A 22257-nucleotide genomic window follows, 5' to 3' on the forward strand; every position below is an offset into this window, starting at 1 on the left:
GTTATAAGCAGTATAGAATGAAGGATAAGCTAAAAATTGGTATTACCGTAGGAGACATTAATGGGATAGGCTTGGAAGTGATCATCAAGTCGCTGCAAGACAGTCGTGTATTGGAGTATTTTACGCCGATTGTATATGGTAATACGAAGGTGGCCTCCTTTCATCGCAAAGCCATTCATGCGAATGACTTCAATTTTCAGGTCATTTCTTCGGCAGAAGAAGCTATTCCCAAAAAGGCTAATATGATCAATTGCTGGCAAGAGGATGTCAAGATTACTTTGGGCGAAGAGAATGAAACTGGCGGTAAATATGCCTTTTTATCCTTAGAAAAAGCTTGCGACGATTTGTTAGCCGGCCATATCGACGCTTTGGTCACCGCGCCCATTAATAAGCATAATATACAACAAGAAGGTTTTGAATTTCCGGGACATACCGAATATTTACAAGCAAAATCGGATGCCAAGGATGTGCTGATGTTTATGGTGAGCGACGATCTTAAAGTAGGAGTCGTGACTGGACATATTCCGGTCAAAGATGTCGCGAGCGCGCTAAGCGAGGAGGCCATTTTGCATAAATTGCGCATGATGCATGCTAGCTTGAAAACTGATTTCTGGATTCAGAAACCGAAGATCGCCGTATTAGGGCTGAATCCGCACGCGGGAGATAACGGTTTGATTGGACAGGAAGATGGCGAAATCATTGCGCCAGCGATCGAAAAAGCGAAAGCAGAAGGTATTTTATGCTTTGGTCCATATCCTGGAGATGGTTTTTTTGCCAGCGACACGTATACCAAATTTGATGCGGTATTAGCGATGTATCACGATCAAGGACTGATCCCGTTTAAGCATATTGCGTCGCGCGCTGGTGTCAACTTTACGGCCGGATTGCCTTTCGTGCGCACGTCGCCGGATCATGGTACAGGCTATGATATTGCAGGCAAAAATGTAGCTTCGGCAGATTCTTTTATGGAAGCACTTTTTTCTGCGGTGCATATTGTAGAGCGTCGTCGGGAGCAAAAGGAGCTTTCTGCTAACCCATTGACGTTTAGACGACTTTCGAGAGACCGCGATTAATAGACTATACCACATTTTCGATCTTCTCTAAGTGTGATTGCACTTGGAGAAAAAATCGTATTTTTGCGCCTTGCAACTATGGACGATAATTTACAACACCCTGTATTTCATATCATTGGAGAATTAGCTGATCAGGAAAAGCTCTCCTGCTACGTGATTGGTGGCTATGTGCGTGATCGCATTATGGGTAGGGCGTTTAAAAATGATGTGGATATCGTGGTTTTGGGTAGCGGAATAGATTTCGCGACCAAAGTCGGCCAAAAACTAGGTGCAAAAGTGACTATTTTCAAATCTTTTGGTACAGCGATGCTGATGCACGAAGATTTACAAGTGGAGTTTGTCGGTGCACGTAAAGAGTCCTACCGCGGCGATTCTCGCAAACCAATCGTGGAAGATGGTACGTTGGAAGACGATCAAAATCGCCGGGATTTTACGATCAACGCCATGGCATTTTCGTTGAATAAAGCGAATTACGGCGAGTTAGTCGATCCATTTGATGGCTTGGCCGATGTGGAATCCAAACTAATCCGCACGCCGCTGGATCCAGATATTACCTTTTCGGATGATCCGCTTCGCATGATGCGCGCCATTCGCTTTGCGACTCAATTGGGTTTTACCATAGATGCTGCTTCCAAGGATGCCATTGTGCGCAACGTGGCTCGTATTCGTATCATTTCGAAAGAACGTATTATTGATGAGCTCAACAAAATTGTGTTGGCATCCAAACCGTCCATCGGTTTCAAATATCTATTTGATACCGGATTGTTACAGGAAATATTTCCCGTCATGTGCCAATTACATGGCGTAGAATATATTGATGGCAAAGGCCATAAAGACAACTTTTACCACACGCTCGAAGTGCTCGACAACGTAGCCGAATTATCGGATGATCTGTGGTTGCGCTGGGCAGCTATTATGCACGATATTGCGAAGCCGCCAACTAAGCGCTTTGATCCAAAGATCGGCTGGACATTTCATGGGCATGAAGATCGGGGCGCTCGGATGGTGCCCAAGTTATTTGCCGAGTTGAAGCTCCCGCAAAATGAGAAAATGAAGTTTGTGCAGAAACTTGTTCAATTGCACTTGAGGCCTATTGTGTTGGTAAAAGATATTGTGACGGATTCTGCGGTACGAAGATTGCTGTTTGAAGCGGGAGATGATATCGACGCCCTCATGATGCTTTGCTATGCGGACGTCACCACCAAAAACGAGTATAAGAAAAAGCGTTATCGCGATAACTTTGAGCTGGTCAAACAAAAGCTGAAAGATGTGGAGGAGCGCGATCATATTCGTAATTGGCAACCGCCTGTTACAGGTGAAGATATTATGATGATGTTTGGGGTAGAACCCGGTAGAATGGTGGGCAAGATCAAAAATGCGATTCGCGAAGCCATATTGGAAGGAGAAATTCCGAATTCGCGAGAAGAAGCCATCAACTATATGAAAGCGCAAGGTAAAGCATTAGGTCTACCTGTTCCATCAGAAAACGAAGAGAAGTAAATTATAAATCGGTTAATATAATAAAGCGTAGTACACCATGGCAATTTATAGATTTAAGGTCACTTTTGAAGATTATGAAGATATCTATCGCGAAGTCGATATGCAATCCAAAAGTACTTTCCTCGAATTACATGAAGTTATTCACAGTACCACTAGCTATGAAGTAGAGCGTTCGTCTTCTTTCTTCGTGAGCAATGATCAGTGGAAGAAAGGGACAGAAATAGCGCACCTTCCTAATGACCGCAAGAAAAAGAGTGAGGTGCTGCTCATGGCAGATGTAAAACTTAGTAAGTTTATCGATGATCCGCATCAAAAATTTTACTACGTCTATAACTTCGATAGACCGTACGATTTCCATGTGGAGCTGGTGAAGATCCTGAAAGAGGAAGACGGCAAGGTTTATCCTGCTGTTTTCAAATCGATTGGTCAAGCGCCTAAAAATGCCGCTGCTGCGGATTTCCCTATCACGGATGATACAGATGAGGAGGAAGAAGACTTCATTCACGAAGGTGCGGAAGAATATGGTGTAGACGAAGAAGATGACTTCGATACATTTGATGACGAAGACGAAAAGTCGGAAGGCGGAGAAGATGGCGAAAAGAGTTCTTCGGGCTACAGAGACGATTATTAAAAAACAAATAGTGCCTACAGCGGCATAAGTCCTATGAAAAAAACGCTGGTATCCGTTGTCGGTCCTACCGCTGTGGGCAAAACTGCTTTAGCTATTCAGCTAGCGCAGTATTTCCAGACGGAAATTGTGTCGGCCGATTCCAGACAGTTTTATCGGGAAATGACCGTTGGTACGGCAAAACCTGACGCGCAGGAATTGGCCGCTGCCACGCATCATTTTATTAATTCGCATGCGGTAGATACGGTGTATTCTGCTGGTGATTTTGAAAGAGATGCGCTGGCTTTGCTCTATACGCTTTTCCAAACGCATGATGTGGTGGTATTGGTTGGTGGCTCGGGATTATTTGTACGCGCTTTGACCGAAGGTTTGGACGATTTACCGCAAGCACCAGAGCATATCCGACAGCGATTGAATGAATCCTTGCAGTCAGATGGTTTGCCGTCTTTGCAACAACGTTTAAAAGCAATCGACCCCGTGCATTACGCACAAATGGACTTCCAAAATCCGCAGCGCGTGGTACGTGCGCTGGAAGTGTACGAAACAACCGGTAAATCTATTGCCGATTATCAACAACAAAAGCAAGTAGCACGTGCCTTTGATGTCATCACCGTTGGCTTGAACGATGAGCGAGAAGCGCTGTATAATCGCATCAATAGGCGAGTTGAGCAGATGATGGAAAACGGATTGTTGGAAGAGGTGCAATCTCTGGCATCCTATAGAGAACATCCTGCTTTGCGCACCGTTGGCTACACCGAAATATTTGATTTCCTAGACGGAAATGGAACATTGCAAGAAGCGGTAGAAAAGATACAGCAAAACTCCCGCCGTTACGCCAAGCGACAGATCACCTGGTTCAAAAAATATGGAAATACCCATTGGTTTGCTCCTACGGATCTAGAAAAAATAAAGCAATTCTTGCATGAATCGGGAGTTATGGCTCCGCAAAAAACCTAAACTTATTCCAATACCGACTGTTTCTAAAGTATGTTAGTCAGAATTTACGAAGAAAATCCGAACCCGAAAGCTATAGAGCAGGCGGTAGATATATTAAAAAGTGGCGGCGTCATCATTTATCCGACCGATACGGTGTACGGTATTGGCTGCGATATTACCAATCAGAAGGCGATTGAGCGCGTATGTCAAATCCGAGGTTTGCAGACGCAGAAGGCGAATCTTTCTTTCATATGCTATGATTTGACAGATATTTCCCAATACACCAAGCCTTTTGATACCTCGGTATTTCGCTTGTTGAAAAAAGCACTTCCTGGGCCATTTACGTTTATCTTCAATGCTAGTGGTCAAGTACCAAAACTGTTAAGTTCGAAAAAGAAAACGGTCGGTATTCGCGTTCCAGACAATAATATCGTGCGCGAGATCGTGAGAGAATTGGGAAATCCCATCGTTACGACCTCCATTCACGATGATGATGAAATCATCGAGTATTCCACCGATCCAGAGCTTATTTATGAGAAATATGGTGAAAAGGTCGATATGGTAATCGATGGCGGATATGGTGACAACGTCGCATCCACTGTCGTTGACCTCACCAACGGCGACTTTGAAGTAATCCGTGACGGCAAGGGCGATTTGTCGGCTTATTTATAATTCCGAATCTCTTACTACGGTATAATCGGCATTTCTTCCTCTGGCGGAATGACTTTTTTGGGTTTCTGAAAGTACAAGAAATTGAACCAGAGCACCGCGAAGAAGATCATGCCGTACGCCACCATTTGCACGCCCGTGATCGGCTCTTTAAAATACGTCACCGCTAAGGTAAAAGCGAGTAGTGGATTGATGTATAAAAGAATGCCCACCAATGAGGAGTTCAATCCCTTTAAAGCATACGCATTTAAGAATAATGGAATGATCGTAAAAACAACTGCAATCAATAAAACCAACTCATAAAATAAGGCTGATTTATTACCTCCTAATCCTACCACACCAAATAGCGGCAATAAGATGACGCTGCTTAGTGCAAAATGAATAGACAGCGAAAATAGTTTATCGACTCGCGTGTTGCTTTTCTGCAAAATTAGATAAATCGCATAGGTTAATGCGATCATCAAACTGTAGAACATGTCCATAAAATGGCCGAGAGACAATAATACACAACTGAGTGCACTAACACCAACAGCCAACCATTGTCCAACTTTCAATCGCTCGCCTAAAAATGAAGCGGCCAAAACCGTGGTGAGAATCGGGCATAACAGGTAAGCGAGTGAGGTGGCATTGACACTCACCGCATTCATCACATAGATAAAGACAAACCAGTTGAGCGACAGCATCAGCGCACTTACAATGAAGTTGGTGAAGATTTTACGTTTTTCGCTGCTATCTAATTGGGCAATTTCTTGCATAGCACTTTTGGTCTGCTTACGCCGAAAAAGCACATTGACAAGCCAGATAGTAGCTGTAGCAAATAGTACACGGTACAGGAGGATTTCCAGTGCAGCATATTCGTGCAAAGGACGAAGTACCAAACTAAATAATCCCCAAATGGCAAAACCGGTAAGTGCCGAGATATAATATTTAAGATTCACCGAAATAAGAGTAAAAACGTCGGATTAATTACAGAATCACAAATTCCTCCACCATCACATAGCCCACATGCTCATTGATGCGGCCTACTATTTGCCGGCGCATCATGGCTAATTCATTTTTGATCACGGCAGATTCTACCGATACAAATAACTTTTTGTCTCTGATATAGATTCTTTCCGTTCTATTGGCGATTGCTTTACCAATGATTTCTGGCCAGGCATTTACGATGGAGGTTTCATCAAACTTCTGCCGAAGTCTGTAGACTTCCAACATTTTTTCTACCGCTTGTTTGATGGATATATCGTCACTTCTTCGGACATCTTCGCCTCTATATTTTCTCATTTGCCGCACCTTCTTTGACATCAAAGATACGAATAGGCTTTCCGATTTCTTGAAAAATCTGTCGAATTCGATCGGCATTAGTGTCCGTTACGAAAATCTGGCCGAAAGCATCATCAGAAACCATTTGCATGATCTTTTTGGTGCGCTTATCGTCGAGCTTATCAAAGATGTCGTCTAGCAACAGTAAAGGAGAAAAACCTTTCTTCTCTTTGAAAAAGGAATACTGAGCTAATTTCAGCGCAATAAGAAAGGATTTTTGCTGACCTTGTGACCCAAATTTTTTGAGCGGCATTCCGTCATGAATACTAAAAAGTAAATCATCTTTGTGGATGCCTTGGCTAGTGCGCTCCAGTGCGCGATCTCTATCTTGGTTCGTCGCTAGCAGACTAGCAAAAGTGTCATGTAGCAACGGCGATTCGTAGTGAAGCTCTACCATTTCAGCTTCGTCCGAAATATAATTGTAATGCTGCTCAAAGAAAGGAGCAAACTCCTGCATAAAAGCTTGGCGTCTAGCAAATATGTGATCTCCGACTTCGATCAATTGGCTATTCATCACTTCCAGCAAACCTAAATCGAGCTGTCTACTTGCTGCAGCCATCTTGAGCAATTGATTGCGTTGTTGGATGATGCGGTTGTATTGGATTAGCGTATCCAAATAACGATTGTCGGTCTGTGAGATAACATTATCGATAAATTTACGACGTTCTTCACTGCCATCAAGGATGATGCCCACATCATTAGGCGTAATCATCACCAATGGATACTGGCCAATATGATCTGCTAATCTTGGGTAATCTTTTTTGTTTTTTCTAAACTGTTTCTTCTGATTTTTCTTAAGGCTGCAGGAGATGCTATCAGCTGTATCGGATGTCTTTTCAAAAAGACCTTGCACCATAAACCAATCCTCGCCCTTCTTAATATGCTGCGAATCGATTGGGTTGAAGTATGATTTACAAAGGGATAAATAGTGAATAGCATCCAACAAGTTGGTTTTGCCAGCACCATTAAATCCTGTGAATGCATTGGTAGCAGGAGAAAACTCTAGCGTAGATTCTGTATAATTCTTAAAATGTAATAAGGAAAGCTGTTTTAGCCACATATCAGATGCGAAGTACGGCTATTTATTTGACTTCTTCAAAATCTACGAATTCTCCAGCAGTTGCTTGTCCGCTGCGCGTATCTTCTTTGGGTGGCACGTACGCCACTTTTACTTTTCCGTTGCCGTTATGATCTTGTCTTGTATCTTGTTGCTGTCCAAATCCTTGATATTGAAAAGGTCCGCTTTGCCCATTAAAATTACCCTGCTGGGCTTTCTTCATGATTTTTTCGGCCATTTTTTTCATGGCGAAAGGCAGCAAAAACCGAATACTCAGCTTAAACGCATAATAACATGCAACAAGGATAACGACGACTTTTAAAAATTCCATGGTAAACCGCTTTGTTCAAATTTAACAAAACTCCTCAAGAATGCCCGACGAAAATGTCAGATCAGGATCACTTAACAAAATTTAGCTTTTAGCAGCTTGAATAGCTGTCGCCAATTCGTTGGGTCGCTGCGAGCCGATCACATAGATCAATCCATCCAAATCCGTAAGCCAGACGGCATTTTTTCCGCCAGAATAAAAACGAATCTTGCCATTTTTGTGCAGGTTATACACCGGATTATTGAATATAAAAGTATTGTAGGGTTTCACTTCTACCTTCGCGATCGATCGTAGATCGATCTTTACCAAACTCGTTGTCCACAAGCCGCTTAGGGTCAATTTATGATCCTGTACCAAAGTACGGTAGCTGATCATATACAACATGAGGATCGAGACAAATAGAATACCTACTCCCGTAATGAAAAACAACTGACTAGAAACAATGTGATCTATATTGAGATAATAGGCCACAAAACAGAATAATGCCAGAATAAGACGCACGCTCACCCAAGTCATATCACGACCTAAATACTGCTTTTCTTCAAATGCAAATTGCTCTCCCATACCGTCTGTTAACTATACACGAATGTAGCTACTTTCTTTGTATTTTCCTTTATTCTGTACCTATTATCTAGTTGGTATCCCACTACCCAGATGATTTCTCCATTGCCATTCACTAATAGGGGGATTTGGTCTTTTTCGAGTAAAGGGATCTTCTTTTGGATGAAAAAATCGCTTATTTTTTTGCTAGCATTCATGCCCAAAGGCATAAAACGATCTCCCTGTGACCAGCTTCGAACGGTGAGCGGAAAAACTAAATTTGCGAAATCCACTTTTGCCACGTTGCGCGCGAGATTTAACGAGGTATCTATGCTAATCGACAGTGATAAAGTGCGCGCAGCGATATGCACCTTTGTATCATCTTGCTGCAACTCATACGTTTCCAACGGTACTAGGTTTTTGTCGTATAAGAATACCTGTGTTCGATCTACTACGATTACGTGGCTGTCCGATTCGAATCGCGATCCAATATGGCTCAGGTCCGTATTGGCTAGATCTGCTAAGATATTTTTTTCAAAGTGGTAAGGTCTAAATAGTTCATACAGCAGCGGAATATCTTTCACATAGGTTAGCAGCGAATTTTTATCGATTTCCGTACGATTTACTGCCGCAATGAATAGTTGCTGACGAATCGTGTCCGTCAATCGTTGAAGCAAGTTATAGCTGTCTGTAAAGCGTTCAATATTTTCTAACATCACCTGATCGAACTGCGGTTGTAATGCTCGAAATTGAGGCAAAATATCCAAACGGACTTTGTTGCGTGTATATTTGTTAGAAAAGTTGCTTTGATCATCTCGGTAAGGAACATGATACTGCGCGACTGTTTGCACAATCTCTTCATGAGACATCCACAAAATCGGTCGAATGATCCGATCGCGCTTCGGAGCAATGCCCCGTAGACCACGCAAACCCGTTCCGCGCGCCAAATTGATGAAAACCGTCTCGATATGATCCTGTTGGTGATGCGCTACCGCAATGGCTGCGAAATCATGTGCTGTTCGAAGCTCTTCGAACCATTGGTAGCGCAATGCACGGGCACTCATTTGTATAGAAAGCTGTTGTTCTTCGGCGTATCGTTGCGTTTCGAACGAAATGTGATAGAATGGAATGCCACGTTCTTCGGCAAACTGGCGAACCAGTTGCTCATCCAAATCCGATTCAGCATCGCGCAACTGAAAATTGCAATGTGCGATCGCGATTTGATAGCCTAATTTCCACAGCAAGAAAGCCATTAACATAGAATCTTTTCCGCCACTCACGCCCAACAAGAGACGATCTTGAGGATCGCATAATTGCTCACAACGAATATACTCAGAAAGCCGATCTAAGATCTCCATGGTCAAAGTTAATGAGCGTAAAACGAATTTTCAGATAATAAATCAGATAGTTTTCGATCCAAAATCGAAGGAAGCAATTTATTACATGATGTACACCTCTTATTTAACATTTTTTTGGGGATTAAATGTCTATTTTTGCGCTTGTGAAACCAGTATTTACCCTTTTCATCTATCTGTTGTCCATTGCGGCTTTACATGCCCAGCAAGGAGCGGCGGACGCTATGCGTTTGGTTTCTTCTACGCGTGGTGTGATTATTGAGCAGCGTGTCATGCGTCATTACAATCCGGTATACGAGCACAAGAGCAATACCTTGATGGCGGATAGTGGCGATTTTTGGCGAGATGATATTGGAAGAGAGTTTTTTGAGGCGTATGGTAATGTGGTGATTACACAACCTTCGGGTACGGTGATTTATGGTGATCGATTGCATTATGAAGCGGCCACACAGCATGCTGTGCTTACTAACAATGTCCGTGTGGTGGACAATAAATCGGTATTGACTACGAATTATTTGACCTACAGTTTTCGAGATCAACGCGGTACATATACTGGCGGTGGCCGCATTGTCAGCGGAACGGATACGATTACTTCGCGCAATGCTTATTACTTCGAGCGCACCAAAGATTCGTATTTCAGAGAAAAGGTCATTGTGCGTTCGCCCGATGTGGTGATTTATACCGATACGATGCGTTATAATTCGATCACGCGCGATAATTTCTTTTTCGGGCCAACCAATATTAAAGGTCGAGCAGGAGAGAACTTGTATACCGAGCGCGGAGTTTATAATACAGGAACGGGCATTGCCAAATTCAACCTAAACAACCTTTATACCGAAGGTTCCAAATTTCTGAAAGGCGATAGCTTGTATTATGATCGATCTATAGGAGATGGAGAAGCATTTCGGAATGTGGTATTTGTAGATACATTAGAGAAATTTTATGCTAATGGCGGGTATGGAAAGTATCGTGGTGGCGAAGAATCCATCACCATGGCCGACAAGCCGTTAGTGAAGATGGTGGTCGATAATGATACTACGTCGAAAGCACCTGTGGATAGTGTGAAGACCATCGAGCCAGAAGCGGAGAAATTGTCGCGGCGCGAGCGCAAGCAACGTGAACGCGATCTAGAAGAACAACAACAGCAAGAAGAACTAGCACAGCAAGAACTCCAACTTTCGGTCGATTCAATATCTAAAGAGAATGTACTTTTGGATACCGTGCATGTTGCCACTACACCAAAAAGTAAGGTCGACACTGTTTATATGACGGCCGATACCATATTTTCCAGAACAATTCCGCGAGCAGAATATGTGGCCTTGGATCTCGGGTTGAGTCGGGATGGCGGTCAGCTGCTTGTGGATGAAGATGTGGATTATGGCGATGACGATGACTTGATCGGTGGCGAGGAATCCGGTGAATTGGAAAAACTTACAGATCCATCTACAATTTCAGAGCTTGATAGTGTTAGCGTTGCCAATTTAACAACAGCGGCAATAGATACCATTCAGAAAAAGTTGCCTTCGCGAACCGACCGGAAGCCACCAGATATCACCAAAAAAACCGATTCACTCACGATTGCCAATACGCTGAAAGCGGATAGTACCTTACGTGATCAAGTAGTCATTCCGACAGGAAATGAGGCCGGCACACGCATTGATGAAGCGATGGAAACCGTGATGAGGCCAGATTCATTGTCTGCGCCAGATTCCTTAAAAGCAATTGCAGATACAGCACGAACGCGTATTGTCAAAGCGTATAAGAATGTGCGCATGTTCAAGTCCGATTTGCAAGCGGTAGCCGATTCGGTGTATTATGGCATGCAAGATTCTATGTTTCGTTTCATGGGCAAACCCATGATCTGGTCGGATGGTTCTCAGATCTCGGCAGATACGATATTCATGCAGATGATCAATCGAAAGTTGGATAATGCGCTGTTGAAAGACAATGCTTTCATGGTCAATGCCGTGCTAGACTCTATCAAATTCAACCAACTCAAAGGTCGAAAGATCACGGTGTTTTTTGATCAAAATTACATCGAAAGGCTATTTGTGGATGGTAATGCTGAAAATCTTGTATTCAATGTAGACGAACCTACGCGTATCATTCGCGATATGTTTCATGATCGCGGAGCTCGGATTAAAATCATTTTCAAGGATAAGAAAGTCAACATCTATAACACTTTCAAGCCCAATCAACAAGTGTATCCGTTGAAGTTGGTCAATCAAGAGAACGAGATTCTGCCCGGCTTTATTTGGCGTCCGCAAGACCGACCATTGTCCGTCGAAGATATGATGAATCGGAAACGTGACAACACAGTCCCTGATACCAAAGAAGAAGTGGATAAAGAAGAGCAGGAGGGCGGCAAAGAAATACGTCCGCCAGATCCGGTGATCTTTGAAGAATAGACTTTCTGTAAACTATTCATAGCGAATGTTGTTGTAACAGCATATTTGTCACTCAAGAAATTGTTATGAATACGTTGATCAAAATATCGCTTTTTTCCGGGTTGTTCGCGACCCTATTTTTCTATAGTTGTAACTCCAGTAATCAGTCTAAAGAGGGGGATGCGGATCATGATTCCACCGTAGTGGATCGGGAATACGGTGACTCGCTCGCATTACAGGAGCCGATGGCAACCGAGCCCACCAATAAGTACGCTACTATCGTAGGTTGGAAAGATGGCGCAATGCCCAAAGCGCCGAAGGGCTATAAAGTCGTCAAGTTTGCCGAAAATCTGAATAGCCCTCGCAATATTTACGTCGCACCAAATGGCGATATTTTTGTAGCACAATCCCGGACTCAAAAGGAAGGTGAAAAGGATGAGAAGATAGATGCTCGGAATATCTTTCGTAGCGCAAGTCCCAATGAGGTTTTACTATTCAAGGATGCTAATGGCGACGGTGTGGCAGATGAAAAAACGGTGTTCCTTGAGGATCAAACGCAGCCTTATGGTATGCTGATTCTGGGAAATCACTTTTATGTGGCCAATACCGATGCGCTTGTGCGCTACCCGTACAATAGTGCAAATGGAAAAGTGGATGCTACTGCCGGTGAAAAGCTGGTTAGCTTGCCGGCTGGTGGTTACAATAATCACTGGACACGCAATATCATTGCGAATAAAGATGGGAATAAGATTTATATTTCCGTAGGGTCAGGAAGTAATGTCGGGGAAAATGGCATGGAGCATGAGGTGCGCCGTGCAGTCATTTTAGAAGTAAATCCGAATGGCTCAGGCGAGCGTATTTTTGGATCTGGATTGCGTAATCCGGTCGGGATGGATATCGAACCGCAAACTAATATGCTTTGGACGGCCGTCAATGAAAGAGATGAGTTGGGTGACGAATTAGTGCCAGATTATATTACCTCCGTACAAGCGGAGAAATTTTATGGTTGGCCATATTATTATTGGGGCATGCAAGTTGATCCAAGATGGAAAGATCGTATGCCTACCGATTTGCCAAAATCCTTAAAACCAGACTACGCAGTAGGCGCGCATACTGCGTCGCTAGGCTTTGCTTTTAACAAAGCGCCCGGCTTTGAGACAGGTGCTTTTATTGGACAACATGGCTCATGGAATCGTTCGGAATTTGTAGGCTACAAAGTGGCGTTTGTACCGTTCGTAAATGGCAAACCGAGTGGCAAAACGCAAGATTTCTTGACGGGATTTGTAGCTAATAAGGAGAAAAAAGAAGTTCATGGCCGACCGGTTGGCGTAGCGTTTACAAAGAATTATATGTTAGTAGCAGATGATGCAGCTAATGTGATTTGGGCAGTTATTCCAGAGAAGGGGAAGTAGATAAATGCAAGAGTAAGGATTGTACTGCTGCGGAAAGTAGTTGTTACCATACGAAAAGAGCGACCTACTTCGGGTCGCTCTTTTCGTATTGAATATCTTTAGGTCTGCTTCTGTTAATGTGATCGAATACACGTCTTTGCGAAGCCGAGGCACGAGGCTGCGGCAATCTAGCTTTCTCAACGATATCAACTTTCTTAACTCTATCAACTAAACTAATTAATCTTGATGCTGTAGGTAATGTCTACACCACCTGCGGCCAACATATCGTGCACAGAGCAATACTTTTTGACGGCCAATTCAGCAGCCTTTGCGGCTTTGTCGGCATCAATCTCACCTTTCAACGTAAAGGCAATGTGGATATTGGTAAAGATAGTCGGTATTTCATCTCTGCGTTTTCCTTCTACCTCGACTTGAATATCGTCGATCTGTTGGCGTTGTTTCTTTAAAATAACAGATAGATCAAATACACTACAAGAACCCAAGGCAAATAGCACTAATTCCATCGGGCGAACGCCCAAGCCTTCGCCTCCGATTTCAGGAGAACCATCAATATGTACTTTTACATCACTAGAGGCACTGCTTCCTGCAAAGTGCATCGCATCGTTTTCTCTTTGTAAGGTTACTTTCATCGTATTACAAATATAATCATTAACGAAATAGCAAAAAAGCGTTGATTCCTGAGAAAATCAACGCTTTACGCTATTTTAAATTAGTTTGCGGACGAATCAGCCTATTAATTGTGATTAGGTAATTGTACACCGCGATAACGTGTGACATCTACTCGTGGAATCGTCGCATTGTATTTTCTATTGATTTCATCAATAAATAAGTTGGCGATAACGGCATTTCCGATCGGTGTAAGGTGAATACCATCTAAGGAAAATGCGTTACCAGTGATGAACGAGGAGCTAAATGGTATACCATTGTAGATAAAGCCAGTTCTAGCCTGAGCTAAAAATGCATGCACATCTACAAGTGCCAAATCTCGTCTTTCTGCTACTTGTCTGATTACGTTATTATACTGCTGTACACGGGCTAGGACTTCCGCAACTTCATCGCGATCGAGCACCATATTATCTGGAATTGGATTTCGAGGATCTATCCCGAGTCCTTCTTTCTCTATTCTTTCACGAGGAAACGTTAAAAAAAACAAGTCTTCTGGCGTAGCTAGTCTAATTCCGGTCTTGGTTTGGATGAGAACATTGTCTGTTTCTAAAGGCGTACCACGTGTACCTTCTGTGACAGCCGCGGCCAACTGTGGCTGTGTTACCGTCGTAAAAAACGGAATGCTGGTTACATCAGGTATAGTTGCAATGACACCCTTACGATCATTTGTCGTGAGTGAATCAATATATCTGTTGTACAAAGCTGAGAATACAGCTGCATCGGTCAAGGTCGTTGTCGCAGTTCCGCCAACAGCACCGTTCATCGCATAGCCTAGCACATCATTATTTCCGAGCCAAAAAGAGAAGAATGTGTGTTGTCTAACTATTGTATATCCAAAATAGGTAGTCTGCACATCATTATCTCCAAGCAGGCGCTCAAAATAGGGATTTCCTAATGGAGACCCTACGCCAGGTGCGAATGCCAAATCCAAACGCATGCCCGGTACACCATAGTTATTGATTTCTGGTCCTTCATATTTGGTGTATAAGGGTTGATTGTTTGGGTTCAATCCTCTTATTGCCAGATTATCGGTTACAGGTGCAGTTACCGGTCGTCCATTCACGAGGGAGTCCAAGCGCAGATAACCAGAACCATTCGCTTGATTCGCGTTGAAGAATGGCGAGGTAAATGTACCACCACCTACAGATTGCATTTGTGCAGCGATTAGATTCGGGAAAGCCACTTGTTGTCCGGATAAGTACAGCCCGCCATCTGCAAAACCTGCAGTAAGCGAGTTACCAATAGCAATGTATTTATTGAAGTCTGCGGTGGAAGTATTCCGTACTTCGAATTCATCCAAGCTTGGAGAACAGGACGCTACGAAAAACAAGCCAAAAAAGGCAGAGGTATATATGTTAAAGATCTTTTTCATAATAGTTTGGTTTACCATTTATAGCTTACTGAAACACCTGGTGCATGGACGTACGTTTCATATCGTCCTTGCAGGTTGATAGCCGTATTGGTCGTGGTACGCGGTAAGATATGTTGGAAAGCGTACGCCGCATTCAGCTCCCATTTTGGTGTAATATCGTACGTTACACCAGCTGATAGGACGTAGCGGTTGTTGTCCGGTGTTTCCGGACTAACAAAATTTTCTCGCACTGGTGTGCGAATATAACCTACACCGGCACGAAGCGCTAGCTTCTCTTTTGCTTGATAATTTACACCTACGCGAGCAGTATACGATTTTTGATAGTTCTTCTCCGAAACTGTATTGGGTATCCGATCTGATTCATATTCAAAGGCCAACTGCTCATAGATATTATAATTAATAATAGATCCATCAACTGCCATCTTGATCTTTTCTGCGACAGGAAAGGCGATGCCTACACTTAAAGAAGATGGTAGTGGCAATTCAGAAGAAAATTTCGTGTTAGGGAAGTTGCCCGCTATGGATTGCGGAACACGGAATTCTGCATCGCCATCATTCAAGGAGGTGACTACCTTTGATCGATAGGTGACGGAAAAAGCAAATTCATTTTCCAAGTGATAATGAGCTCCTAAGGTGTATCCCGTTCCAGTTCCTGTCCCGGTCAATCGAGCGGTAGAAGGGCTGCCATCGGCATTAAAAGCCGGTAAAACTCGTCCTAGTTCGACTGTACCCACATTGTAGATAAAACCACCGCCCACAGAGAATTGATCTGTAATTTTGAAACTAACGGTGGGTTGTATAAAAATAGCGCGAAGTGATAATTCATTGAGTTCATATCGTCCTGGCCAATTGTTTCCCCAATCTACTCCGCCACCAAAAGGCGTATATACGGCGAGGCCGGCTCTCCAAAATGCCCCATCGGGCGCATAAGTAGCGTAGGCCGCAAAAGGGGTAGACGCTTGTGATCTGGTTCTGTAGGTATCCATCGATCCCACTTCTTGGAATGCCGACCGAAACATAATGGCATTACCGCCAACTTGCACGGCATTGTGATCCATTTTGGCTAGGGCTCCAGGGCTGTACACCATGGAGGCCTCATCGATGAACAATGCGCTACCTGCACCAGCCATACCGACAATCTTTTGATTTTGGGTATTAACGACAGATCCTTGCGCAAACACCAGTACGGGGGATGCCAATAAAAGGCCGAGTAGTAATCTTTTCATACACTTTTATTTATACTTGGTTAGAATTACCTAACTGGGTTAGGTAACAATCTTTAGATTTAATATGCTAACATAATATTTTAATCCGAGAAAACTATAATTTATTTCTGATAAATTTAAATAGATAACCGACAAGATGTGATAATGTTTCGCTTAGCTCTCGATAATTTCCTATCTTGCTGTCACAAAAAAAACGATTTATGGCTACAATAACATTTAAAGGTAACGAAGTACACACACAAGGAACATTACCACAGGTGGGAGATAGCGCTCCTGATTTTTCTCTTACAGGAAGTGATTTGTCACAAAAAACATTGGCAGACTTCAGCGGAAAGCACGTCGTGTTGAATATATTTCCAAGTGTAGACACAGGGACTTGCGCCGCTTCTGTACGGAGGTTCAACCAAGAGCTTTCGGAGTTACAAGATACCGTTGTTTTGTGTATCTCTAGAGATTTGCCATTTGCGCAAGGTCGCTTCTGTGCTGCAGAGGGATTGGAGCAAGTATTGTCCTTGTCCGAATATAAAGACGCTAGCTTCTCGGAAGCATACGGAGTGAAGTTTTCAGATGGTCCGTTGGAAGGTTTGTTAAGCCGTGCTGTGGTAGTAATCAGTCCAGATGGAAAAGTGAAATACACGGAGCAGGTCGCAGAAGTAACAGAAGAACCTAACTACAAAGCGGCTTTGGCATCGATTTAATTTTTTGTGCAATAGCACGAATATATAAAAAAGGGGCTTCAACATGGTTGAAGCCCCTTTTTAACGTGTTAATTTTTTATAATATCAATTGGCTTGCGCTACCTTTTCGTCTTCCTTTGGTTTTTTCAGCCAAAGTTCTAGATCATCACAAGTCGAGAAATCATCGTTGACATGAATATACGTCGCTGCGGTGCGTTTTTCAAACCATTCACTTAAAAAGCGATTTACCTTATCTTGCTGTGCAGCTTCCTGTATCTTCGCAAAGTCTTGCGCCATATTTGCTTGGTGAGGTGCTACACGAGTTTTCAAGTAATTAAACTTGTATGCTTTTATACCATCACGGTGCGCATCCGTCACATGTGAAAATAGGTAAGGTTTTGAATATTGTCCGGGCTTCAATGTGTCGATTGCTGCAAAAAGATCTTTATCTAAACCGTCTACTGAAATCACGGTACTCCGTGTGTATGAGTTTTGATCGAACACCATACCCCCGTTAAATTTAGTTTCTTTAGCATCGGAATACATGGACGCTGCTGTGTGGAAGCTCATCTTGCCAGTAGCGACTAGATTGTATACACTGTCGATCTTCGATTTTGCACGATCCAAGCTGGCTTGTGTAGGCTTCATGGTGATCAACAAGTGGCGTACATTCACCTCTTCGCCACGTCTTTCTAGCACTTGTAAAAAGTGAAACCCAAAAGGAGTCTCGAATACTTCTGACACTTCACCTGGTTTTAATTTGAAGGCTACAGCCGAAAACTCCTTGACGTAATTATCACGTGTTGCAAAACCTAAATCACCGCCGTTAGGTGCAGATGGACATTCGGAGTAAAAACGAGCGATCGTTCCAAAGTCCGATCCCGCTAATATTTGTTGACGATATCCCTCAGCCTTGGTTTTGTATTGTTCTTTTTCGGATTTGGTCAATACCGGCTCAATCACGATCTCACCGGTTTCAATTTCTGTATTGAAATAAGGTAAACTATCTTTATTCAGTCCGTCAAAGTAGCGGTTTACTTCTTGTGGCGTAACACTGATTTTTTGAACGATATTGCCTTGCAGACGCTCGGCGCGCATTTGTTCCGACATCGTCGGACGAATTTCTTCTTTATACTGTAATACCGATCTCTTCAAAAAGCCTTCCAAGCGCTCCTGATTTCCTGCTTGGCGAATCATATGTCGCATGTTTTGATTGATGCGATCATCCACCTCGGCTTCAGAGACTTCTACCGAGTCAATCACGGCTTGCTGAGCCAATAACTTGGTCATGATAAGCTGTTGCAAAGCCTGGCATTTGAAATTAGGATTCGCGGTTCCACCGTTCGCTAGGTACTTGGTGTATTCCATATCGACATCTGATTGTAAAATGATGTTTGACCCCACTGTCGCAACCACCCTATCGATTAATTTATCTTGCGCTTGCGCGAGTTGCACTACTGAGAATGCAAATACAATAAATAAAATCGCGTACTTCTTCATTTTTCTTGTTGATTTATTCATCCAAAGATATTCATCCTTCTGAGATACAAAGGTATGGAATTATTTACACTAAATACCGTGTGCAAAGGTAGCTGTTTTTTGAGGTGCCACTGCTGCTTTAACCCTTTTTAACGTTGTGAAATTCTATTCCGTTTTCTCGTCGCTGTCTGCTATTTGTCCGTTTGGCATGTTAGGATCTTGCTCATTCTCCTCTGCGGCTTCTTCCGGATCACTTTTTAACTCGTGTGTTTCTTGATTATACATACCGTGCAATTCATCAATTACCGTTTCTCTCCACAAAGGTGTTCCTGTAATATACGCCGTACGGGCAATCATGTGTGCTGCCACCGGTGCAGTTATAATCAGAAAGAAGAGAATCGCAATCGCTTTTGTCGTGACCGAAATATCATCAGGAAACATAATGGCAGCACAGATCAAAAAGAGTCCGACACCAAGAGTCGACGCCTTTACGGTAACAGATAGGCGCAGGTAAAAATCTGGCATACGAATCAAACCAATAGATGCAAATAAGATCGATAGTGCACCGATAGTGCTCAGGATACCTAATATAATATTAATCATCTTTTTGTTTTTCTATGTAATACGAAAAGGCAATAGTACCTAGAAAGGCGATCAGTGCCAAGATAATTGCCACGTCGAGCAATACCTCCTGATTCTGCCGAATACTATAAATCGTAATAATACCTATACCGATGGTAATCATAACATCCAACGCGACCACACGATCTACTACAGATGGGCCTTTCGCGATGCGGATGAAAACCAATAATACCGACAAAGTAAGGATCGGTAAAATCACATAATCAAAGTAGGTGCCTAATGTCATCGTAATACCTCCATCAATCTGCGTTCTACACCCATTTTAAGACTATTTACAAAAGTTTCGGGATCATTCAAATACATGACATGTATGTACAACGCTTTTTTATCCTCGCTCACGTCCAAAATTAAAGTCCCCGGTGTCAACGAGATAAAGGTCGATAATACATTGATCTCTAAATCTGTTTTAGCACTCAGTGGAAATAACACCACACCTGGACGGAAAAAGTACTTCGGTGTCATCACATCGTATGCTACCTGCAAATTAGCTTTGATCATCTCCCAGATGAAATACAACAGAAAGCTAATAATCTTAGGTACGCGGTAGAAATAACGTTGATCGTACTCATTGCGGCTCATGATCCATAGTACGAAAAAGCCTAAGAGCAGACCAAAGATGAAATTAGAGTAAGAAAGCGAACCCGTCAATGCTACCCAGATGAAGGATAGCAATAGATTCATCAAGAAATACTTAATCATATCAAATTATCTTTTAGGCCCTAATACCGCTTCGATATAAGGGGTAGTGTCTATTAATTCATTAGATATTCGGTCTGCCACTTGTACGACACCTTCTGCATACAATCCAATGTATAGAGAAGCTCCGGCCAATATGGCTACGGGTAAAATCAACAGGATCTTTTTAAACAACGGCATAGGCTCAAACTTGTTCTCTAGCACGGATGGGTCAGGCGCATTCTTCCAAAATACCTCCGACCACATTTGAGCGATCACATATAAAGTGACCAAGCTTCCTACAATCAATGCGGCAACATATATGTATTGCCCTTGCCCGAATGCTTCTTGGAATAAAAATATTTTTGGCCAAAAACCAGATAATGGCGGAATACCAACCAGTGAAAACAATACGATAGCAATAAGGAGTGATATCTTAGGATATTCACCATAAATACCACCGAGCTTCGCTAAATCCATCGAGCCGCGTAATTGTCGAATGACGCCGGCAATTAAAAACATATTCGTTTTGACCATGATATCATGAATCAAATAAAATATCGTTCCCATCAGCGCGATCTTGGTAAACATAGCCAATCCACCTACCATAAAACCGATATGACACACAATAAGGTAAGAAAAAAGTCGGCGTACATTGGTTTTTACTAATGCACCCAATGCACCAGTAAGAATGGTGAGCACGGCAATGACTAAAAGCAATTGCTTCGTGAAATCATCGGGGATAAAGATCAAACTAAAGACACGTAGCATCGCATAGATTCCCACTTTCGTTAGCAAGCCGCCAAAGGTAGCCGCCACGGCTGATGGTGGTGTGTGATACGAAGATGGTAGCCAGTAATATAAAGGGAACACGGCCGATTTGATACCAAATCCTAAAATGAAAAAGATAGAGGTAATGCCGATGAGGGTCTGGTTCTTTACGGCTTGAATCTTGAACGCCAAATCGGCCATATTCAGTGATCCGGTAATGCCGTACAAAATTCCTATTCCGGTCAGGAAAAACATGGAGGCCAAGATATTGAGCGCCATGTATTTGATAGCACCTTCTAACTGTGCCTTTCGCCCGCCCAAGGTCATGAGTACAAAGGAGGAGATAATAATCACCTCAAACCATACGTACAAATTAAAAATGTCCCCCGTAAGGAATGCGCCAATTAACCCCATTAATAGAAAATGAAAAATGGGGAAATAGCCGTACATCATTCGTTGCCGACTGAGACCGGTGGTGGAGAATATGGATACGGCAAAGCCAGCGATGGAGGTTAAAAGAACCAAAGTGACGGCCAATAAATCGGCAACAAAAACAATCCCGAAAGGCGCTTCCCAGTTGGATGCATTCAGTGTTAGTGTACCATCTGTATAGACTTTTTCAAATAGTCGAATAGCTACGATTAATGCCAAGAAAGTGCCGCCCACCGATAAATATCGCTGCGTAATGGTCTTGCGCCACGCAATTAACTGCAGGATCGCAGTAATGAGGTGAACGAAAATAGCGGCTAAAATATGGTTGTCTATCATATATCTTCTTCTTCGGGGGTATTAAGGTCATCCAAATCATCTTTTTGCAACAGCGCGTATGCTCGCTTGAGCAATACAATAGCGAATGCCGATAAGGCAAAGCTGATGACGATGGCCGTCAAGATCAAGGCTTGCGGAATCGGATCGGCATAAATGTCTTGAAAGATATTGTGATTGGTATTGATAACGGGAGGCTTTCCTTTGGTAATCGAGCCCATGACGAAGATTAAAATGTTGGTACCATTCCCCATCATCATAATGCCTAACAGCAACTTTATCATACTGCGACGAAGAATCAGGTATACACCAGCGGCATACATGATGCCAAGAAGCAATATTAGTAATAATTCCATGTGCTTAGTCTTGGGTGAGCGATATAGTGAATAGAATGGTGAGCACTACGCCTAATACAACGAGATACACGCCGATATCGAAAAACAAGGCCGTGCCGACCGAACCGATTACTGGAAACTTCTCCTCCAACCATAATCCTGTCATCGGCGGATAGCCAAAGAAAGTCGGAATAATTACACTCAAAACGGCCAATCCTAACCCAATCGGGATTAGAGAAAGCGGCTTGCGGCGCATGATTTTCATAGACGCTTCTGCACCATTAGCGAAGCTATGTAGCACAAAGGCAATCGATGCGACTAATCCACCGACAAATCCTCCTCCTGGGAAGTAGTGACCGCGTAATAGCAAGAACACCGAAAACAGGAGCAGTATAGGGAGCAAATACCGCGTAGCGGTTTGTAAGATCGTACTTCTCATATCAG

At 43.0% G+C, this 22257-nt stretch carries 24 protein-coding genes; 8 read left to right on the forward strand and 16 right to left on the reverse strand.

Features of this window, described 5'->3' with window-relative positions; translation table 11 throughout:
* Positions 1–17 precede the first annotated feature (17 nt).
* From pdxA to DC487_RS00295, 5 genes are all read left to right on the forward strand, one after another.
* A complete protein-coding gene (pdxA, locus tag DC487_RS00275) occupies positions 18–1073 on the forward strand; it encodes a 4-hydroxythreonine-4-phosphate dehydrogenase PdxA (protein WP_116773942.1) in 1056 nt (351 codons plus the stop codon).
* A 78-nt stretch (positions 1074–1151) separates the two neighbouring features.
* Positions 1152–2573, forward strand: coding sequence for a CCA tRNA nucleotidyltransferase (locus DC487_RS00280; RefSeq protein WP_116774986.1), 1422 nt, complete (start codon positions 1152–1154; stop codon positions 2571–2573).
* Between the two features lie 37 nt (positions 2574–2610).
* The gene (locus tag DC487_RS00285) at positions 2611–3204 is read left to right on the forward strand and encodes an IS1096 element passenger TnpR family protein (protein ID WP_116773943.1); all 594 of its coding nucleotides are present in this window, start codon (positions 2611–2613) and stop codon (positions 3202–3204) included.
* 33 nt (positions 3205–3237) lie between these two features.
* Complete coding sequence (gene miaA / locus DC487_RS00290) at positions 3238–4158, forward strand: tRNA (adenosine(37)-N6)-dimethylallyltransferase MiaA (RefSeq protein WP_116773944.1); 921 nt, start codon at positions 3238–3240, stop codon at positions 4156–4158.
* 30 nt (positions 4159–4188) lie between these two features.
* Positions 4189–4809, forward strand: coding sequence for an L-threonylcarbamoyladenylate synthase (locus DC487_RS00295; protein ID WP_116773945.1), 621 nt, complete (start codon positions 4189–4191; stop codon positions 4807–4809).
* Positions 4810–4823: 14 nt separating this feature from the next.
* On the opposite strand, the gene DC487_RS00300 is transcribed toward DC487_RS00295, so the two are convergent.
* The 6 genes from DC487_RS00300 to tilS all read right to left on the reverse strand — a co-directional run bounded on the left by DC487_RS00300 (position 4824) and on the right by tilS (position 9409).
* On the reverse strand, positions 4824–5744 hold the full coding sequence (locus DC487_RS00300) for an EamA family transporter (protein ID WP_116773946.1): 921 nt from the start codon (positions 5742–5744) through the stop codon (positions 4824–4826).
* 28 nt (positions 5745–5772) lie between these two features.
* Positions 5773–6087, reverse strand: coding sequence for a DUF721 domain-containing protein (locus tag DC487_RS00305; RefSeq protein WP_116773947.1), 315 nt, complete (start codon positions 6085–6087; stop codon positions 5773–5775).
* Positions 6074–7186, reverse strand: a complete 1113-nt coding sequence (gene recF / locus DC487_RS00310; protein ID WP_116773948.1) for a DNA replication/repair protein RecF — start codon at positions 7184–7186, stop codon at positions 6074–6076. Before recF ends, DC487_RS00305 begins: the two co-directional genes overlap by 14 nt.
* 22 nt (positions 7187–7208) lie before the next feature.
* Positions 7209–7514: a DUF4834 family protein gene (locus tag DC487_RS00315; protein WP_116773949.1), complete on the reverse strand. Its 306-nt coding sequence runs from the start codon at positions 7512–7514 to the stop codon at positions 7209–7211.
* Between the two features lie 81 nt (positions 7515–7595).
* Positions 7596–8075, reverse strand: coding sequence for a hypothetical protein (locus DC487_RS00320; RefSeq protein ID WP_116773950.1), 480 nt, complete (start codon positions 8073–8075; stop codon positions 7596–7598).
* 8 nt (positions 8076–8083) lie between these two features.
* On the reverse strand, positions 8084–9409 hold the full coding sequence (gene tilS, locus DC487_RS00325; RefSeq protein ID WP_116773951.1) for a tRNA lysidine(34) synthetase TilS: 1326 nt from the start codon (positions 9407–9409) through the stop codon (positions 8084–8086).
* A gap of 143 nt (positions 9410–9552) precedes the next feature.
* Here tilS and DC487_RS00330 point away from each other — a divergent pair, with 143 nt between their 5' ends.
* The gene (locus tag DC487_RS00330) at positions 9553–11814 is read left to right on the forward strand and encodes an OstA-like protein (RefSeq protein WP_165798988.1); all 2262 of its coding nucleotides are present in this window, start codon (positions 9553–9555) and stop codon (positions 11812–11814) included.
* A 65-nt stretch (positions 11815–11879) separates the two neighbouring features.
* Positions 11880–13205, forward strand: coding sequence for a PQQ-dependent sugar dehydrogenase (locus DC487_RS00335; RefSeq protein ID WP_116773953.1), 1326 nt, complete (start codon positions 11880–11882; stop codon positions 13203–13205).
* 212 nt (positions 13206–13417) lie between these two features.
* Here DC487_RS00335 and DC487_RS00340 read toward each other — a convergent pair whose 3' ends face one another.
* The 3 genes from DC487_RS00340 to DC487_RS00350 form a co-directional block, all read right to left on the reverse strand.
* A complete protein-coding gene (locus DC487_RS00340) occupies positions 13418–13834 on the reverse strand; it encodes an OsmC family protein (RefSeq protein ID WP_116773954.1) in 417 nt (138 codons plus the stop codon).
* 104 nt (positions 13835–13938) lie between these two features.
* Positions 13939–15243 carry an SGNH/GDSL hydrolase family protein gene (locus tag DC487_RS00345; protein WP_239016291.1) on the reverse strand — a complete coding sequence of 435 codons (1305 nt, stop codon included), beginning with the start codon at positions 15241–15243 and terminating at the stop codon, positions 13939–13941.
* Between the two features lie 11 nt (positions 15244–15254).
* On the reverse strand, positions 15255–16469 hold the full coding sequence (locus DC487_RS00350; RefSeq protein ID WP_116773956.1) for an OmpP1/FadL family transporter: 1215 nt from the start codon (positions 16467–16469) through the stop codon (positions 15255–15257).
* Positions 16470–16669: 200 nt separating this feature from the next.
* Between DC487_RS00350 and tpx the strand changes: the two genes are divergently transcribed.
* A complete protein-coding gene (gene tpx / locus DC487_RS00355) occupies positions 16670–17167 on the forward strand; it encodes a thiol peroxidase (RefSeq protein WP_116773957.1) in 498 nt (165 codons plus the stop codon).
* Positions 17168–17251: 84 nt separating this feature from the next.
* Here the strand turns inward: tpx and DC487_RS00360 are convergent, their stop codons facing one another.
* The 7 genes from DC487_RS00360 to DC487_RS00390 form a co-directional block, all read right to left on the reverse strand.
* Positions 17252–18646 carry a peptidylprolyl isomerase gene (locus tag DC487_RS00360; protein ID WP_116773958.1) on the reverse strand — a complete coding sequence of 465 codons (1395 nt, stop codon included), beginning with the start codon at positions 18644–18646 and terminating at the stop codon, positions 17252–17254.
* A 144-nt stretch (positions 18647–18790) separates the two neighbouring features.
* Positions 18791–19228, reverse strand: coding sequence for a monovalent cation/H(+) antiporter subunit G (gene mnhG / locus DC487_RS00365; protein WP_116773959.1), 438 nt, complete (start codon positions 19226–19228; stop codon positions 18791–18793).
* Entirely contained in the window at positions 19221–19493 is a 273-nt protein-coding gene (locus DC487_RS00370) for a monovalent cation/H+ antiporter complex subunit F (RefSeq protein WP_116773960.1), read from the reverse strand. The genes mnhG and DC487_RS00370 overlap by 8 nt, the downstream gene beginning before the upstream one ends.
* Positions 19490–19966, reverse strand: coding sequence for a Na+/H+ antiporter subunit E (locus DC487_RS00375; RefSeq protein ID WP_116773961.1), 477 nt, complete (start codon positions 19964–19966; stop codon positions 19490–19492). The genes DC487_RS00370 and DC487_RS00375 overlap by 4 nt, the downstream gene beginning before the upstream one ends.
* Before the next feature lie 6 nt (positions 19967–19972).
* Entirely contained in the window at positions 19973–21481 is a 1509-nt protein-coding gene (locus tag DC487_RS00380; RefSeq protein WP_116773962.1) for a proton-conducting transporter transmembrane domain-containing protein, read from the reverse strand.
* Positions 21478–21834 carry a Na+/H+ antiporter subunit C gene (locus tag DC487_RS00385; RefSeq protein ID WP_116773963.1) on the reverse strand — a complete coding sequence of 119 codons (357 nt, stop codon included), beginning with the start codon at positions 21832–21834 and terminating at the stop codon, positions 21478–21480. The genes DC487_RS00380 and DC487_RS00385 overlap by 4 nt, the downstream gene beginning before the upstream one ends.
* Positions 21835–21838: 4 nt before the next feature.
* Complete coding sequence (locus DC487_RS00390; RefSeq protein WP_116773964.1) at positions 21839–22252, reverse strand: Na+/H+ antiporter subunit B; 414 nt, start codon at positions 22250–22252, stop codon at positions 21839–21841.
* Positions 22253–22257 lie beyond the last annotated feature (5 nt).

The organism is Sphingobacterium corticibacter, from assembly GCF_003076635.1.
Lineage (GTDB): Bacteria > Bacteroidota > Bacteroidia > Sphingobacteriales > Sphingobacteriaceae > Sphingobacterium > Sphingobacterium corticibacter.